This window comes from Aquihabitans sp. McL0605 (genome assembly GCF_049993875.1).
Lineage (GTDB): Bacteria > Actinomycetota > Acidimicrobiia > Acidimicrobiales > Iamiaceae > Aquihabitans.
Genome location: NZ_CP188252.1, coordinates 4,387,437 through 4,403,147, shown reverse-complemented (window position 1 = coordinate 4,403,147; position 15,711 = coordinate 4,387,437). Strand labels below are relative to the sequence as shown.

The window sequence follows — 15,711 nt, the reverse complement described above, 5'->3', positions numbered from 1 at the left end:
GGCGCCCGCCTGGTCAGGCCGGGACCACAGCCACCGGGATGCCGTTGAGGACGGCGTTGCCAGACGGCACGTCGACCACCTCGTCGTCCGACAGCAGGTTCGAGTTGACCCCGGCGTGGCGTCCGGCCACGCCCAGGCGCACGCCCGGCAGGTCGTGGCCCCACCCGTGCGGGAGGCTCACCACGCCGGCGCGCACCGCGTCGGTGACCTCGACGGGCACCTCGAGCGTGCCGACGCGGCCCGTCACGATGGCGTCCTTGCCGTCGACCAGGCCCCAGCGCTCGGCGTCGTCGGGGTGGACGTGGAGCGTGCACCGCGGCCGGCCCTTCACCAGGACCTCGACGTTGTGCATCCACGAGTTGTTCGACCGGAGGTCTCGGCGGCCCACCAGGACGGCCTCGGGCACCTCCCGGTCGAGCGCGGCGGCCAGGCGCGGCAGGTCGGCCATGACCTGGGGCACGTCGAGCTGGATCATCCCGGTGGGCGTGCGCAGCACGTCGGGCAGCCGCGGCTCGAGCGGACCGAGGTCGACGCCGTGCGGGTGCGCCAGGAGCACATCGAGGGTCAGCGGCGCCACCCCGGGGGCCACCTCCTCGGTGCGGGCGCCGAAGCCGTCGCCGTACGGGCCGGTGCGCAGCATGAGGTCGAGGATGCGCTCGGGACCGCGGCGGGGTGCCAGCGCGGCCAGGATCTCCTCCGCCTCCCGCCCGGCGACCGAGCTGTGGGGATCGGCGATGGCGCCGTTGACCAGCGTGGAGATCACCAGGTCGTCGACGACCGAGGGGTCGGCCTCGGCCCCCAGCCCCTGGGCGATCAGGGCCAGCTTGGCCAGGATCTCCCACTCGTCGGGCTGGCCGTCGTCGAGCGGCAGCACCGGCGGCGAGTAGTTGGCCACGTTGCGGATGGCCACCTGGAGCAGCGCGAGGTCGTAGTGGCCCTTCTGCAGGGAGCTGGGCGGCGGGAGGATCACGTCGGCGTGCCGGGTGGTCTCGTTCACGTAGATGTCGACGGCGACGTAGAAGTCGAGCTGGTCGAGCGCCTGGTCGAGGCGGCCGCCGTTGGGGGTGGACAGCACCGGGTTGCCCGCCACGGTGACCATGCCGCGGATCTGGCCGTCCCCGGGCGTGTCGATCTCCTCGGCCAGGCACGACGCCGGCAGCTCACCCATGGTCTCGGGCATGCCCCGGACCCGGCTGCCGTGGCGCCCCACCTCGAGCTTGCGGCCGGTGCGGGGGGCACCACGGGTGTTGGACGCCCCCGCAGCCGCCCGGGCGAACATGGCGCCCCCGGGTCGGTCGAGGTTGCCGGTGCAGAGGTTGACCACGTCGACCAGCCACGAGGCGATGGTGCCGAACTCGGCGGTGGTGGTGCCCATGCGGCCGTACACCGCCGCGCTCGGCGCGTCGCTGAGCTCGAGGGCCAGGCGCCGGATCTCGGCGGCCTTCACGCCCACGGACGGCGCCACGGCCTCGGCGGTGAACGGCGCGAGGGCGACGAGGACCTCATCGAGGCCCTCCACCCACTCCCCCGCCGCACCCGGCTCGATGCAGCCTTCCTCCACGAGGGTGGTGACGAGGGCGGCGAGCAGCAGCGCATCGGTGCCCGGGCGGATGGCCAGGTGCCAGTCGGCCTCCTCGGCGGTGCGGCTGCGGCGCGGGTCGACCACGATCAGCTTGCCGCCGCGCTCGCGCATCGCCTCGATGCGGCCGGGCCAGTCGGGCGCTGTGGCCAGGCTGCCGTTCGACACGTACGGGTTGGCGCCGAGGATCAGCAGCAGGTCGGTGCGATCGACGTCGGGCACCGGGATCGTGAGCCCGCCACCGAACATCCAGGCCGATGACAGCTCCTTGGGCCGCTGGTCGACGGTGCTCGCCGAGAACACGTTGCGGGTGCCGAGGCCCTTGAGCAGGGGCTTGAGGTACAGCAAGGCCGAGAGGTTGTGGGCGTTGGGGTTGCCGACGTAGACGCCGAGGGCGCCGCGACCGTGCTGGTCGATGACCTGCGCCAGGCCCTCCTCCACCGCCGCGAACGCCTCGGCCCAGGTGGCCTCGACGAGCTCGCCACCGCGGCGCACGAGGGGCGTGCGCAGGCGGTCGGGGTCGCCGTGGAGCTGTCGGAGCGTGGACCCCTTGGGGCAGATGTAGCCATGGCTGAACACGTCGTCGCGGTCGCCGCGGATGCGCGTGACCTCGTCACCGGCCACCGTGATCTCGAGGCCGCAGCCGGCTTCGCACAGCGGGCACGTACGGATGGCGATGCGCTCGTGATCGGACATGGACCCATGCTGCCAGGGCCAGCAGTACCGTGCCCGGGTGCGCCAGTTGCTGCCCGAGCCCGCCGACGTCGACCCGTTCCACCAGCACGCGGTCGCCCAGCGACCGGCGCCGCCCGGCCGACCGTGGATGGCGCTCAACATGGTGTCGAGCGCCGATGGCGCCACCGCGCTCGGCGGCGTGTCGGGGCAGCTCGGCGGCGCCGCCGACCTGGCCGTGTTCCGGGCCCTCCGGGGCGTTGCCGACGTGATCGTCGCCGCCGCCGGCACGGTTCGAGCCGAGGGCTACGGGCCGCCGCGGCCCACCGCGGAGGTGCAGGAGGCTCGCCTGGCCCGAGGCCAGGCCCGCGTGCCCCGGATCGTGGTGGTGAGCCGGACCCTCGACCTCGACGAGACCACCAGCCTGTTCACCGACGCGGTCGAGCCGCCGCTGATCTTCACGGTCGAGGGGGCTCCCGTGCACCGGCTGGCCGCGCTCGAGCCCGTCGCCGACGTGCGGGTGGCGGGCGTGGGGTCCGTCGACTTCGCCACCATGGCGACCGTGCTCGGCGACCTCGGTGCGCGCTGTGCGATCGTCGAGGGCGGACCGGTGCTCAACGGTCAGCTGCTCGAGGTCGACCTCATCGACGAGCTCAACCTCACGCTCTCCCCCATGCTGGTCGGCGGGCGCAGCCGACGGGCGGTGGTCAGCGACGAGGAGACCGCACAGCGGTTCCGCCTGGCGCACCTCTGGGAGTCTGACGGCGAGCTGCTGGCCCGGTACGTGCGCCCCTGATCTGGGGGGAGCCGACGGCGGCCACCCGCCTGGCGCTCAGTGGCGCTTGGGCTCGGTGGCCTTGGTGAGGCGAGAGGGGCCCATCAGCTCGTCGAGCTCCCGCTCGAAGTCGGCGAGATCGTCGAACTCCTTGTAGACGCTGGCGAAGCGCACGGCGGCCACGACGTCGAGGTCTCGCAGGTGCTCGAGCACGGCCCGGCCGACGCGGTCGCTGCTGACCTCGGTCCCTTCGAGCCGGAGCGACTCCTCGACGGCGGTGGCGATGCGATCGAGGTCGGCGGCATCGACCGGCCGACCCTTGGTGGCCAGCCGCAGGCCCGAGACCACCTTGGCCGGGTCGAACGGCTCGCGGTCCCCGGAGCGCTTGACGACCAGAAGTGGGACCTCCTCGAGGCGCTCGAACGTGGTGAACCGGCGCTGGCAGGCGAGGCAGGCGCGGCGACGACGGATCAGCAGCCCGTCTTCGGACTGCCGGGAATCGATGACCTTGTCTTCGAAGGTTCCACAGGCTGGGCAGCGCACGGGCGTGACGCTACTGCCACGGGCGCGGTGCGCCCGTTCGCGTCAGGCGGGAACGACGATCTGCTCACCCGGCTGGAGGATGGTGGTGCCGTTCAGCTCGATCAGCCGATCGACCAGGGGACGCACGTCACCGGTGGGCTGGAGACGGCGGGCGATGCTCCAGAACGTGTCGCCTGAGTGCACCTCGAGCTGGGCCGTGGTGCCGGCCGCCACACCGGCGGCGGCCGAGGTTCCGGCCGAGGCGCCAGCAGACGGGGCGCCAGCAGACGGGGCGGGAGCGAGCCCGGCGAGGGCACCGCTGCCGATGGCGATCGACAGCAGGACCACCAGCACGATCCCGACGACGGCGGCGACGATGTGGGCCGGTGTGAGGCCGAGATCGATCGGCGCCTCGACCGTGCGCCCTCCGTGGGCGGTGACGAGGCGGAGCGCGGGGCGCTGGGGAACCGAGGTGTGCGGGCGGGGTTGGATGATCGCAGCCATGGAACAGATACTCCCCAGGGGGTCTGACATCGAGACGCTTCCGAACGCTCGTTCCACGAACGCCTGTTCGGACGTGGACACTGTAGGCACGAACAGTCGTTCGCCGTCAAGCCCGGGAACGAACAAATGTTTGCCCGAACACCTGCGCGATGCTACGGTCACGGTCGACCACTTGTTCGCCCTCCCGGGCATCACACGAGGAGCCCCCATGACCGACCAAGCGCTCACCGCCCGCCAACGGCAGATCCTCGAGTGCATCGATGCCTCGATGCGCGAGAAGGGCTACCCGCCGTCGGTCCGGGAGATCGGCGAGACCGTCGGACTGGGGTCCCCGTCCACGGTCCACTCCCACCTCTCCACCCTGCAGCGGCTCGGGTTCCTCCGCCGGGACCCGTCCAAGCCCCGCGCCATCGAGGTCCGCTGGGACGCAGCGTCCGGGGCCGCCGTCGAGCGGCGCCCCATCCGCCACGTCCCCCTCGTGGGCGAGGTGGCGGCCGGCACCGACGTGCTCGCCCAGCAGAACGTCGAAGAGGTGGTCCCCGTCCCCGCAGACCTCACGGGCGACGGAGACCTCTTCATGCTGAAGGTCCGTGGCGACTCCATGGTCGATGCCGGCATCCTCGACGGAGACTTCGTGGTGGTTCGCTCCCAGCCCGAGGCCCGCAACGGCGAGATCGTCGTCGCCGGCATCCCCGGCGAGGAGGCCACGGTCAAGACCTACAGCCGCAGCGGCGATCAGGTCGTGCTCACGCCCCACAACCCGCGCCTCGAGCCCATGGTGTTCCCGGCGTCCGAGGTCCAGGTGTTCGGCAAGGTCGTCACCGTCATGCGCAAGCTCTGATCGCTCAGAGCTTGCCGATGGCCGCGGTGTAGCGCTCCTTCTCCCGGGCGGTGCCCAGGCTGTCGGTGGCGAAGGTGTCCACCAGCACGCCGTCCTTGCCGATGAGGAACGTGGCTCGGATGGCACAGCCCAGATCCTCGTTGAACACGCCGTAGGCCTGGGCCACGGCTCCATGCGGCCAGAAGTCCGAGAGCAGCGGGAACGTCCAGCCCTTCTGGTCCGCCCACACCTTCTGGGAGAAGCGCGAATCGCACGACACGGCGAGCACCTGCACGCCGGCCTGCTCGTACTCGGCGATGTCGTCGCGCAGCTCGCACAGCTCGCCTTCGCACACCCCCGTGAACGTGAACGGGTAGAAGACGAGGGCGACGGCCTTCTCGCCGGCGAAGTCGCTGAGCGACACGTCGGTGCCGTCCTGGTCCTTGAGCGTGAATGCGGGGGCGGGCTGTCCGACGTCGATGGCCATGGGTGCTCCTGTGCTGGGTGGGATCGGCGCAGTGTACGGAGCTGTCCGACCCGCCGCGCTCCTGGTCCGCGGCACGGGCGGAGCACCACCTCAGCGAGCTGGGGGCGCCATCCGCCGCAGCACGGCGGCAGCCGCCACCGCCAGTGCGTCGTCCACGTCGTCGCCTTGGCCGTGGCGGACGGTGAGGGTCACGAGCGCCCGTCCCCGCCACAAGGTGAGGTGCTCGTACTGCGTCACCAGACCCGACTCCACCGTCCCGGTCTGGTCCTCGACGGTGATCCAGTCGACGGGGTCGGGGGCGTCGGCCTCCGTGCTCCCGGCCGGGGCCGACAGATCTGCGACGGCCGGGCGGTCACCGCGGCGCCGCAGCGCCTCGATCCAGCCAGGGGCGCGGTCGCGCTCGGTCCACCGCTGGCGCCACACGGCGTCGAGGCAGATCGTCCCGAGCCGGTCCCACGCGTCGCGGTGCGCCGCCCGATCGGCGGGATCGTCATCGGCGAAGACCTCGGTGCGCACGACGGCCAGCACCCCCGCGCGCCGCAGGCGCCACGCTGCGCCCTCGTCGAGCGCGGTGAGGCGGCGCCGAGCCCGGATCGTCCGCAGCTCCTCCGACGCCGGATCATCGCCGTGGGGGTCGAGCCGCTCGGCGTTGTTGAACATCGGCACCGACTGCCAGCCCTTGCCCAGGTCGGATCGAGCCAGGAGGGGGCGCTCGGCGAAGGCCTGGTCCTCCGGGTCCCACCAGGGCGCCTCGCCCCCGGGGCCGGTCCGACGCCCCTCGGCCCCGGCCTTCTGCTTCCTCCCGATCGCCACCGGTGGGTCAGACGCCCGTCGTCAGCAGGTCGACCAGCGCCTCGTAGCACCGCTCGATCGGCGCACGGTCGACCCGCTCGTCGGCGGTGTGGGCGAGCGTGGCATCGCCGGGTCCGAAGTTGGTGGCCGGGATCCCGTGGGCGGCGAAGCGCGCCACATCGGTCCAGCCCAGCTTGGCCCGCACCGGCAGGTCGTTGCGCTTGATCAGGGCCTGGAGCACCGGGTGGTCGAGCGCCGGCGGGGCCGCGCCGGACAGGTCGGTGAGCTCCACCCGGTCCTCGTCGTCGACGAACGGGGCGATCAGGTCCCGGACCACCGCCTCGGCCTGCTCTGACGTGTGGTCGGGCGCGAAGCGGTGGTTCAGGGTGACCGTGGCGAGATCGGGGACGACGTTGCCCGCCACCCCGCCCGACACCGCCACCGCCTGGAGCGCTTCCCGGAACTCGCAGCCGTCGATGACCGGGCGCCGCTCGGGGAACGCCTCCACCGCGGCGAGGAGGCGGCCCAACCGGTGGATGGCGTTGCGGCCCATCCACGGACGGGCGGTGTGCGAACGGGCCCCGCGGAGCGCCACCTCGATGCGCAAGGTGCCCTGGCAGCCCGCCTCGATGGTGGCGTCGGTGGGCTCGCCGAGGAGGGCGACGTCGGCCTCCAACAGGTCGGGGCGCTCGCGGAACAGGTGGGCCAGGCCGTTGTGGACGGCGGCCACCTCCTCGGCTGCGTAGAAGACGTAGGTGACCTCGACGGCGGGGTCGGTCACGGTGCGCGCCAGCTCCAGCATCACCGCGACGCCCGACTTCATGTCGGTGCAGCCGAGGCCCCACAGCGTGTCGCCCTCGATGCGCGGGGTGGCGTTGCCGTTGACCGGGACGGTGTCGGTGTGCCCGGCGAGGAGCACCCTGGTGGAGGCCGAGCCGGTGGTGCGGGCGACCAGGTTGTGGCCGACCCGGTCGAGGGTGAGCGACGGGACCGCCCCGAGCTGCTCGACGAGCCAGTCGACGATCAGCTCCTCGTCGTGGCTGACCGACGGCATGGCGACCAGGTCGCTCGTGAGCTGGAGCAGGTCGGTCACGATGGTGGGCCCTCGGTGGGCTCGCCCTCTGCCGGAGCCGGAGCGGGAGGCGCGGCGGGCGGAGGCGGGGCATCGGGCGGAGGAGGCGCGGCGCCCGGCGTGGCGTCCGGGGCGGTGGGCGGGACCCACGGCTGGCCCGGCATCGGGGCCGCAGGCGGTGGCGGCGGCGAGCCGGGAGCGGCCGGGGGCGGGACCCACCCCGGCGCGGGCGGGGGCGTCCACGCGGTGCCCGGCTGCGGCGCGCCGTACCCGGGCTGGGCGGGCGGCGCCGGCGGGTAGCCGCCGGCCGGCGGGTAGCCGGGTGCGGCCGGGTAGCCGGGGGCCGGTGAGCCGGGTGCACCGGGGTAGGCGCCGACGGGAGCACCGGGGGCGCCGGCCCACGCGGCGGGAGCGGCGCCGTAGCCACCGGGGTACGGGAGCGGCGGGGCCGACAGCCGCCGCTTCGAGCGCGACCGCTTCACGGCGAACACGATGATCAAGATGATGCCGATCAGGACCAGGGCGCCACCGGCGAAGATGCCGCCCACGATGCGGGCCAGCCCGTTGAGCCGCAGGCCGCCGCCGATCGCGAAGCTCGTGTAGGCGCCGGTCTGGCCGCCCTCGATCGCCTGGATGGTGTAGGTGCCCGGGGTGGCGGCGTAGAAGGTGGCGATCCGCACGCCCTCGTGACCGTTGTAGACGTAGGTCTGCGAGCCGGGCGCCCGGTCGACGTTGACGTGCGTGCCGTCGGGCCCGACGATGGTCACGAGGACGTTGGGGACGAAGCCACCCGAGGTCGATGTGGTGAACGAGGGACCGCTCTCGCTGGTGGGCCGCTCCAGGAAGATGCTCTTCGTGCCGGTGTCGTCGAGGTGCACGGTGCCACCGGAGAGCGGCACGCGCTGGAGGCCGTCGAAGCCGTCGACGAGGGCACGGGCCCCCGACACGACCAGCGTCACGCCGAGGACGATCCCGACGATGACCAGCACGACACCGATCCAGATCCCGGCCGCGCCCTTGGGCTTGCCCGCGGGGGCGGCCGCAGCAGGCGGGTAGGCGGCCGGCGGGGCAGGTTGTGGCATCACCCGCACAGTCTCGCCGATCTCACACGGCGCGCGGCGCGACTTCCCGACGCCGCCGACGCCGTCGCCCGATGGGCTCAGGCGGTGAGCCGCTCCATGGCCAGGGCGATCCGCTCGAGCGGCTGCACCGCGGCGATGCGCACGTGCCCGGAACCCGCAGGCCCGTAGAACTCGCCCGGGCTGACCAGCGCCCCCGCGCGCTCCGCCAGCCGCCCGGCCAGGGCCCAGGCGTCACCTCCAGGCGCGGCCACCCACAGGTAGAACGCGCCGGCTGGAGGCTCGACCGTGAGGCCGGACGCTCGCAGCCCGGCGGTGAGGGCATCGAGGCGCTCGGCGTACCGGGCCCGCTGCTCCACCACGTGGGCGTCGTCGTCCCAGGCCAACGCCCCGGCGGCCTGCACCGGGCCGGGCACCATGAACCCGGCGTGCTTGCGCACCTCGGACAGGTACCCCACCAGCTCGGCGTCGCCGGCGTAGAAGCCGGCGCGGGCGCCGGCGAAGTTCGATCGCTTCGACAGCGAGTGCACGGCGACGACGCCGTCGGTTCCGTGGGTGAGGATCGTCCGAGCCGGACCGTCCCAGGTGAACTCGGCGTAGCACTCATCGGAGAACACCGGCACCCCGTGCTCACGGCCCCAGGCCGCAGCAGCACCCAGGTCGTCGAGACCGCCCGCCGGGTTGCCCGGGGTGTTGACCCACAGGCACAGCGCCCGGGCGGCGTCGGCCTCGTCGATGGCGTCGAGCCGGATGCGCCACTGGTCGTCGACGGGTACCGCCACGGCCCGGCAGCCCGCCAAGGTGGCGCCCATGGCGTACGTGGGGTAGCTGATCTCGGGGTACAGGACCGTGTCGAGGTGGGGGCTGCGCAGCCGCAGCCACTGGGGCACGCCGGCCACCAGCTCCTTGGTGCCCATGCACGCCGCCACCATCGACACGTCGAGCTGGGCACCGAACCGGCGGGCCAGCCACCCGAGCGCCGCGGTGCGGTACGCCACGGTGCCGAGCGACGGCGGGTAGGTCTGGGCCGCGGCCGGATCGGCCATCGCGGCTGCGGTGAACGCCGGCGGCGGGTCGCACGGGGTCCCGATCGAGAGGTCGACGAGACCGCCCGGCAGGCGCGACGCCACCTCCTGCAGGGGCTTCAACCGGTCGTAGGGGTACGGCGGAGGGGTGAACCCGGGCATCGCCGTCAGTCGTTCTGGTGGAGGGCGGTGTTGAGCGAGCCCCAGTCGACCGTCTGCGACAGGACCTCCATCACGCCGGTCGTGGAGTTCTGGCGGAAGAGGAGGTCGCTCTGGCCCGACAGGTCCGCGGCCTTCACGACCTGGCCGTCGGGGGTGGTGACCCGGGTGCCGCCGAGGATGTAGCAGCCGGCCTGGACGGTGCAGCGATCGCCGAGCGAGATGCCGAGGCCGGCGTTGGCACCGAGCAGGCAGGCCTCACCGATCGAGATCACCGTCTTGCCGCCGCCCGACAGCGTGCCCTGGATCGACGAGCCGCCACCGATGTCGGAGCCCTCCCCCACCACGACGCCGGCGCTGATGCGCCCCTCCACCATGGAGTTGCCCAGGGTGCCGGCGTTGAAGTTGCAGAAGCCCTCGTGCATGACCGTGGTGCCCTCGGCCAGGTGGGCGCCGAGGCGGACGCGATCGGCGTCGGCGATGCGCACGCCGCTCGGGACCACGTAGTCGACCATGCGGGGGAACTTGTCGATGCCGTAGACGGTGACGTTGTGGCCGGCGACCCGGAGGCGCATCCGCGTCTGCTCGAAGCCCTCGACCGCGCACGGTCCGGCGCTGGTCCACACGACGTTGGCCAGGAGCCCGAAGATGCCGTCGAGGTTGCAGCCGTGGGGGCGGATCAGGCGGTGCGAGAGCAGGTGGAGCCGCAGGTAGCAGTCGTGGGCGTCGATGGGCGCCGCATCGAGGTCGTCGATGAACGTGACGACCGCGGCGCGGCGGACCCGGCGCAGGTCGTCGGCGGCGGTCAGCTGCTGCACGTCGACGCGCAGGTAGTCGAGCGCCTGGCGGCGGGTCAGCTCGTAGGTGCCACCCGACCCGTGGTGCGAGAGCTCCTCGGCCAGCCGCAGCGCCCCCTCGGTCATGCCCATGATGGGCTCGGGGTACCAGGTGTCGAGCACCTTGCCATCGGCCGCGCTGAAGCTGGCGATGCCCACGGCCCAGGCAGAGTTGGACGAGGTCGAAGCGTCAGGATCGGTCACGGCGACACCGTACCGGGAGCTGGGGCGGCGCTCCGAAGGACTACGCGACCCGCCACGACTCGAGCTTGGCCGAGGCGGCCTCGTCGAGCCGGGCGGTCAGGACCATGCCGCCTTCGGCGACGGTCTCGCTGAGCACCTCGCCCTCGCGGTGGACCTCGGCGAGCACGTCGCCCCGGTCGAACGGGATGAGGAGGTCGACCACCGTGGTCTGGTGGCGGAGCCGGTCGCCGATGGTGAGCAGGAGCTGCTCGACCCCCGCCCCCGTCACCGCGGAGATGCCCACCGAGCCCGGGTTGCCGGCCACCAGCCGGGCCACCTCGGTGGTGCGGTCGGCCTTGTTGAAGCAGAGCAGCTCGGGCACGTCGCCGGCGCCGATCTCGCCGAGGACGTCGCGGACGGCGTCGATGTGGCTCTGGGGGTCGGGACCGGACCCGTCGACCACGTGGACGAGCAGGTCGGCCTCGGCGGCGACCCGCAGCGTCGACTTGAACGACTCGACCAGCTGGTGGGGCAGCTTGCGGACGAACCCGACGGTGTCGGTGAGCAGGACGGCCTCGCCACCGGGCAGCTGGAGACGGCGGGTGGTGGCATCGAGCGTGGCGAACAGCCGGTCCTCGACCAGCACGCCCGCGCCGCTCAGCTGGTTGAGGAGCGTGGACTTGCCGGCGTTGGTGTAGCCGACGATGGCCACCTGGCCGGCCCGGCTGCGGGTGCGCTGCTTGTGCTGCGTGTCGCGCTGGTGCGAGATGTCGCGGAGCTCCGCCTCCAGCTTGTGGATGCGGCGGGTGATGCGGCGGCGGTCGGTCTCGAGCTGGGTCTCACCCGGGCCGCGGCTGCCGACCCGGGCGCCGCCGCCGGCCGCCATGCCACCGGCCTGCTGCGAGAGGTCCTTGCCCTTGCCGCGCAGGCGGGGCTGGAGGTAGCGGAGCTGGGCCAGCTCGACCTGGGCCTTGCCCTCCACGCTCGAGGCGTTCTGGGCGAAGATGTCGAGGATCACCGCGGTCCGGTCGAGCGCGGTGCGCCCGAGCTGCTTCTCGAGGTTGCGCTGCTGCGCCGGGCTCAGATCGTCGTCGAACACCACGGTGTCGCAGTCGAGGGCGATCGATAGGTCCTTGAGCTCGGTGACCTTGCCCTTGCCGATGTAGGTGGCCGGGTCGGGCGCCGAGCGGCGCTGGAGGATGCGGCCCACCACGTCGGCCCCTGCGGTGTCGACGAGCAGCGCGAGCTCGTCGAGGTCGGACTCGGTGCGCTCGGGGTCTCCCCCACCGAGGGTGACGCCCACCACGATGATCCGCTCCCGGAAGGACCGGTCGATGAGGGCGCTGGAGGTGCCGCCGAAGTCGCCGAACGCGCCACGGTGGGACTCCTCGTCCTCGGCCTCGATGAGGTCGGAGAAGTCGTCTTCGGGCGCATCGAACGCCGCCGCATCGAAGGGCGTGTCGAGGTCGTAGTCGAGGTCGCCGGGGACCGGCTCGTCGGTGTCGCTCACGCGGTCACCACGATGCCGGCGATGAAGGTGGACGGGCCCCGCAGGACCATCGGATCGCCCACCAGGACCTGGACGTCGCCGCCGGGCATGTGCACGGTGACCTGGTCGCCGGTGAGGCCCCAGTCGTGAGCGGCCCGCGCCACCGCGGTGGCACCGGTGCCGCACGCCTCGGTGACGCCCGCGCCGCGCTCCCAGACCCGCATGGTGATCGCGTCGGCCTCACCGGGCGTGGGGGCGACGAAGTGCACGTTCATCCCGGCGTCGTACGCGGCCTCGTGGGTGGCGCCGGCGACGGCGAGGTCGATGGCCTCCGGGTCGTCGACCAGCAGCACGAGGTGGGGGTTGCCGAGGTCGAAGGTGGCCGCCTTCAGGGCGTCGAGCCCGAGCGAGCGGGCGTCGCCGGCCGCATCGGTGGGCCGGTCGGCGGCGGGACCGGGCCGAGCCGGGCCCATGTCGACGCTGGCCTCGATGGTGCCCTGGTGGCGGGCGCCCGTGTTGGTGGCCGTGTACTCGACCGTGCGCAGGCCGCCGCCGGTCTCGATCACGAGCGTGCCGCGCTCCTGGTTGCGGCGCATGGCCTCGGCCTGGGCGAGGCAGCGGATGCCGTTGCCGCTCATCTCCGCGATCGATCCGTCGGCGTTGATCAGGGTCATCACCAGGTCGGCCCGGCCGGTGCCGTGCAGGCCGATCAGGAGGCCGTCGGCCCCGATCCCGTGGTGGCGCCGGCACCAGCGCTGGGCGCGCTCGATCCACGCCGCCCGGTTCTGGACGGCCGGTGCGTCATCGGTGAGGTGGACGAGGAAGTCGTTGCCGAGGCCGTGGTGCTTGGTGAGGCGAAACGTCATGAGGCCCCCAGTCTCGCAGCCCCGCACCCAGATGCCCACGCCGATTGCCACCCCATCCCGGCAGCGTGGGGGTCAGGGCCAGTGGTGGGCGGCGAGGGCGAGGAGGTCGTCGGTGCGGGCGGCGGGGTCGGGGTCGGCATCGAGCCAGGTGATGCGGGGGTCTCGGCGGAACCAGGCGCGCTGGCGGCGGGCGAAGGCGCGGGTGCGGCGGACGGCCTCGTCGAGGGCACCGTCGAGCGTGGGGTCGGTGCGACCGGATCGCTGGGCCTCGACGTGGGCGAGGAGCTCTCGGTAGCCGAGGGCCTGGGCGGCGGTGCGGCTGAGGTGCGGGCCGTCGGCGAGGCGCTCGACCTCAGCGACGAAGCCGTCGGCCACCTGCCGGTGGTACCGCGCCTCGATGCGGTCGGCCACGACGGGCTGCGGCAGGCGGATGCCGACCTGGAGGATGGGCGTGTCGGCGTGGGTGCCCACCCCCGGGCCGTACGACGAGAACGGCCGGCCGCTGCCCAGCGTGACCTCGAGCGCGCGCAGCACGCGGCGGCGGTTGGTGGGCTCCATGCGGCTGGCCGCCAGCGGGTCGAGCTCGGCGAGGCGGGCGTGGAGCGCGACGGTGTCGACCTCGGTCTCCAGCTCCGCCGCCACCTCAGGGAAGCGACCGGGGATCTCGAAGCCGTCGATCACGGCCTGCAGGTAGAGGCCGGTCCCCCCGACCAGGACGGCGCGACGGCCACGGGCCGCGATGTCGGCCAGCGCGTCGGCCACTGCGGCCTGGAAGGAGTGGACCTCGAAGGGCTCCCACGGCTCGACCAGGTCGATGAGGTGGTGGCGCACCTCGGCCTGCTCGGCCGTAGTGGGCTTGGCGGTGCCGATGTCCATGCCCCGGTACACCTGCATCGAGTCGACCGAGACCAGCTCCACGTCGCCGCGGTGCCGGGCGAGGGCCAGGGCGAGCGCCGACTTGCCCGACGCGGTGGTGCCCACGATCGCCAGCGGGGGTGGGGCACCTTGGGGCAGCAGCCGGTGGGCCGCCTCAGCCATCGAGTGCGGCCTCGTCGGCCGCGAGGGTCCGTTCGAGGTGGGCCAGGCTGTCGACGAGGCCGCCGATCCGGGCCCGGCCCAGCCACGCTGTGCGCTGGGACGAGATGACATCGGCCAGGTCGTCGGCGCGGTCGGCCAGCGCCGGCACGCCCTCGACATCGCCCTCGCCGTCGCCGAGCAGGCGCCACGCCCCCTGCCGGGCCAGGCGCGTCACGGTGGTCAGCTCGGCGATCAGCTGACGGGCGCCCGGCCCGCTGATCTGGGCATCGGCGATGCGGCCGTCGACGTCGTCGAGCGCCGCCAGCACGTCTCGCACCGCGTCGGGGTCGGCTGCGCCGGTGACCAGCAGCGGGAGGTGCGGGAAGAGCGCGGCCGCGAGCGGGCTGGCGTTGAGCCCCTGGCGACCGGTCCGCCGCCAGAGCCCGCCGAGCGTCTGGATGGCGCCACCCAGCTGCTCGCCGTGGTCGTCGAACACGTGGCGGTCGAGCACCAGGGCGACATCGAGGTCTCGGTTGGCCTCGAGGCACCAGGCCACGGCGCCTCCGTGGATCAGCGGGCCGTAGGTGATCGACGGCGGGTGGTGGTGACCGTTGTCGCCCCACGCCGCCACCAGGTACCCGCCCGCGCCGTGGCGGATCGCCACCTCGGCGGCGTCGAGCTGGTTGGCGAGCGCGTTGTCCCAGCGGCCGACGAGCGAGTTCCAGTCGCTGGTGCCGGGCGCGACCCAGAACGGAACGCCGGCGGCGGCGAGCGGGGCGATGTTGGCCTCGAAGCCGCCCGACGTGTCGGTGTCGATGCCCAGGTCGTACAACACCGTGGCGAGCGCATCCGGGATGTCGGGCCGGTCCTCGGGGGCGCTGGGCGCCTCGTACAGCCAGGCGACGGGGACCACGCCCTCGGGGAGGGTGGAGGCGAGCTCGGGGTAGCGGCGCAGCACGTCGGCCCAGATCTGCACCTCGTACCCGTCGGCCAGCAACGGGTCGACCAGGCGCCGGACGTGCTCGAGGTACACGGCGCCCTTGCCCCGCTCGGCACAGGCCTGGGCGCTCACCCCGCGGCCCAGCTCGAAGGTCTCGTCGCAACCGATGTTGACGCGCTGGCTGCGGACGGCCCCCATCTGCTCGCGGACGAGGTCGAGCGCGAACGCGGCGTTGTCGGGGGTGGGCGCCAGCACGGCCGGCGGGAAGCGGAGCCCGGCCATGACCTCGACGCCCTCAGGCGCCTCCGCCCGGTCGACGTACTGCGGGTGCGAGAGCCAGCGCTCGAAGTGGCCGAAGCAGTTGCGGTTGGCGACGAGCTCGATGCCGGCGTCGGCGCAGCGGCTGTCGAGCCACGTCAGGTCGTCGGGCGTCAGCGGGGACGCATCGCGCCAGACCACGTCGTGGCCCTCGTGGGCGAACGAGTGCTCGGTGTAGAGCTGGAGCTGGTTGTAGCGGGCGAGGGCCAGGACCTCGACGTACTCCCCCAGCGTCTCGCGCGTGGGCACCCGGTCGCGGCTGACGTCGAGCATGAAGGCGCGCACGGCGATGTCGGGGTGGTCCTCGACGTGCACGCCGAGCACCCGGCCCTCGACCGGCCGATCGAGGAGCTGGCCGAGCAGCGCCCGGCCGTAGCGGAGGCCGGCATCGTCGGCGTGGGTGATGCGGGCGCCGTCGGCGTCGATGTCGAGGCGGAAGCCCTGCGGACGGATCGCCGGGTCGACGGCGGTGGCCACGGCGCAGGCGTCGACGAGGGGCCCGACCCCGGTGACCTGCAGGACCTGCGGGCGCGGCACCAGAGCCAGTTCGCCGATCGACACCGACCAGGTGCTCAC

General features: G+C 73.3%; 15 protein-coding genes. 2 read left to right on the top strand and 13 right to left on the bottom strand.

Going from position 1 to position 15,711, the window contains the following annotated elements; translation table 11 throughout:
- Positions 1–13: 13 nt before the first annotated feature.
- Entirely contained in the window at positions 14–2,275 is a 2,262-nt protein-coding gene (locus tag ACPPVX_RS20435) for a molybdopterin-dependent oxidoreductase (protein ID WP_426572425.1), read from the bottom strand.
- 37 nt (positions 2,276–2,312) lie between these two features.
- On the opposite strand from ACPPVX_RS20435, the gene ACPPVX_RS20430 reads away from it, so the two are divergent.
- Positions 2,313–3,047 (top strand): dihydrofolate reductase family protein, encoded by a 735-nt coding sequence (locus ACPPVX_RS20430; protein ID WP_426572424.1) that lies wholly within the window; start codon positions 2,313–2,315, stop codon positions 3,045–3,047.
- 36 nt (positions 3,048–3,083) lie between these two features.
- On the opposite strand, the gene nrdR is transcribed toward ACPPVX_RS20430, so the two are convergent.
- Together nrdR and ACPPVX_RS20420 are read right to left on the bottom strand one after the other, a co-directional pair.
- Positions 3,084–3,569, bottom strand: a complete 486-nt coding sequence (gene nrdR / locus ACPPVX_RS20425; RefSeq protein WP_426572423.1) for a transcriptional regulator NrdR — start codon at positions 3,567–3,569, stop codon at positions 3,084–3,086.
- A 42-nt stretch (positions 3,570–3,611) separates the two neighbouring features.
- The gene (locus ACPPVX_RS20420) at positions 3,612–4,052 is read right to left on the bottom strand and encodes a LysM peptidoglycan-binding domain-containing protein (protein ID WP_426572422.1); all 441 of its coding nucleotides are present in this window, start codon (positions 4,050–4,052) and stop codon (positions 3,612–3,614) included.
- A 208-nt stretch (positions 4,053–4,260) separates the two neighbouring features.
- Here ACPPVX_RS20420 and lexA point away from each other — a divergent pair, with 208 nt between their 5' ends.
- Positions 4,261–4,893: a transcriptional repressor LexA gene (gene lexA / locus ACPPVX_RS20415; RefSeq protein ID WP_426572421.1), complete on the top strand. Its 633-nt coding sequence runs from the start codon at positions 4,261–4,263 to the stop codon at positions 4,891–4,893.
- Positions 4,894–4,897: 4 nt separating this feature from the next.
- Here the strand turns inward: lexA and ACPPVX_RS20410 are convergent, their stop codons facing one another.
- The 10 genes from ACPPVX_RS20410 to ACPPVX_RS20365 all read right to left on the bottom strand — a co-directional run bounded on the left by ACPPVX_RS20410 (position 4,898) and on the right by ACPPVX_RS20365 (position 15,711).
- Positions 4,898–5,359 (bottom strand): peroxiredoxin, encoded by a 462-nt coding sequence (locus ACPPVX_RS20410; RefSeq protein ID WP_426572420.1) that lies wholly within the window; start codon positions 5,357–5,359, stop codon positions 4,898–4,900.
- Between the two features lie 90 nt (positions 5,360–5,449).
- On the bottom strand, positions 5,450–6,172 hold the full coding sequence (locus ACPPVX_RS20405; protein WP_426572419.1) for a hypothetical protein: 723 nt from the start codon (positions 6,170–6,172) through the stop codon (positions 5,450–5,452).
- Positions 6,173–6,179: 7 nt separating this feature from the next.
- Entirely contained in the window at positions 6,180–7,244 is a 1,065-nt protein-coding gene (gene dapE / locus ACPPVX_RS20400) for a succinyl-diaminopimelate desuccinylase (RefSeq protein WP_426572418.1), read from the bottom strand.
- Positions 7,241–8,305: a hypothetical protein gene (locus tag ACPPVX_RS20395; protein WP_426572417.1), complete on the bottom strand. Its 1,065-nt coding sequence runs from the start codon at positions 8,303–8,305 to the stop codon at positions 7,241–7,243. The genes dapE and ACPPVX_RS20395 overlap by 4 nt, the downstream gene beginning before the upstream one ends.
- 77 nt (positions 8,306–8,382) lie before the next feature.
- Complete coding sequence (locus ACPPVX_RS20390; RefSeq protein WP_426572416.1) at positions 8,383–9,489, bottom strand: pyridoxal phosphate-dependent aminotransferase; 1,107 nt, start codon at positions 9,487–9,489, stop codon at positions 8,383–8,385.
- Positions 9,490–9,494: 5 nt separating this feature from the next.
- A complete protein-coding gene (gene dapD, locus ACPPVX_RS20385; RefSeq protein WP_426572415.1) occupies positions 9,495–10,526 on the bottom strand; it encodes a 2,3,4,5-tetrahydropyridine-2,6-dicarboxylate N-succinyltransferase in 1,032 nt (343 codons plus the stop codon).
- Between the two features lie 40 nt (positions 10,527–10,566).
- Positions 10,567–12,015: a GTPase HflX gene (gene hflX, locus ACPPVX_RS20380; protein ID WP_426572414.1), complete on the bottom strand. Its 1,449-nt coding sequence runs from the start codon at positions 12,013–12,015 to the stop codon at positions 10,567–10,569.
- Positions 12,012–12,860: a diaminopimelate epimerase gene (gene dapF / locus ACPPVX_RS20375; protein ID WP_426572413.1), complete on the bottom strand. Its 849-nt coding sequence runs from the start codon at positions 12,858–12,860 to the stop codon at positions 12,012–12,014. The genes hflX and dapF overlap by 4 nt, the downstream gene beginning before the upstream one ends.
- 72 nt (positions 12,861–12,932) lie before the next feature.
- Positions 12,933–13,898: a tRNA (adenosine(37)-N6)-dimethylallyltransferase MiaA gene (gene miaA, locus ACPPVX_RS20370; RefSeq protein WP_426572412.1), complete on the bottom strand. Its 966-nt coding sequence runs from the start codon at positions 13,896–13,898 to the stop codon at positions 12,933–12,935.
- Positions 13,891–15,711 carry a glycoside hydrolase gene (locus ACPPVX_RS20365; RefSeq protein WP_426572411.1) on the bottom strand — a complete coding sequence of 607 codons (1,821 nt, stop codon included), beginning with the start codon at positions 15,709–15,711 and terminating at the stop codon, positions 13,891–13,893. Before ACPPVX_RS20365 ends, miaA begins: the two co-directional genes overlap by 8 nt.

What these genes read in the sequence shown, in the direction of transcription:
- ACPPVX_RS20420 (WP_426572422.1), bottom strand. Translation starts at nt 4,052, where the DNA reads ATGGCTGCGATCATCCAACCCCGCCCGCACACCTCGGTTCCCCAGCGC.
- miaA (WP_426572412.1), bottom strand. Translation starts at nt 13,898, where the DNA reads ATGGCTGAGGCGGCCCACCGGCTGCTGCCCCAAGGTGCCCCACCCCCG.
- dapF (WP_426572413.1), bottom strand. Translation starts at nt 12,860, where the DNA reads ATGACGTTTCGCCTCACCAAGCACCACGGCCTCGGCAACGACTTCCTC.
- ACPPVX_RS20390 (WP_426572416.1), bottom strand. Translation starts at nt 9,489, where the DNA reads ATGCCCGGGTTCACCCCTCCGCCGTACCCCTACGACCGGTTGAAGCCC.
- ACPPVX_RS20395 (WP_426572417.1), bottom strand. Translation starts at nt 8,305, where the DNA reads ATGCCACAACCTGCCCCGCCGGCCGCCTACCCGCCTGCTGCGGCCGCC.
- ACPPVX_RS20410 (WP_426572420.1), bottom strand. Translation starts at nt 5,359, where the DNA reads ATGGCCATCGACGTCGGACAGCCCGCCCCCGCATTCACGCTCAAGGAC.
- lexA (WP_426572421.1), top strand. Translation starts at nt 4,261, where the DNA reads ATGACCGACCAAGCGCTCACCGCCCGCCAACGGCAGATCCTCGAGTGC.
- ACPPVX_RS20435 (WP_426572425.1), bottom strand. Translation starts at nt 2,275, where the DNA reads ATGTCCGATCACGAGCGCATCGCCATCCGTACGTGCCCGCTGTGCGAA.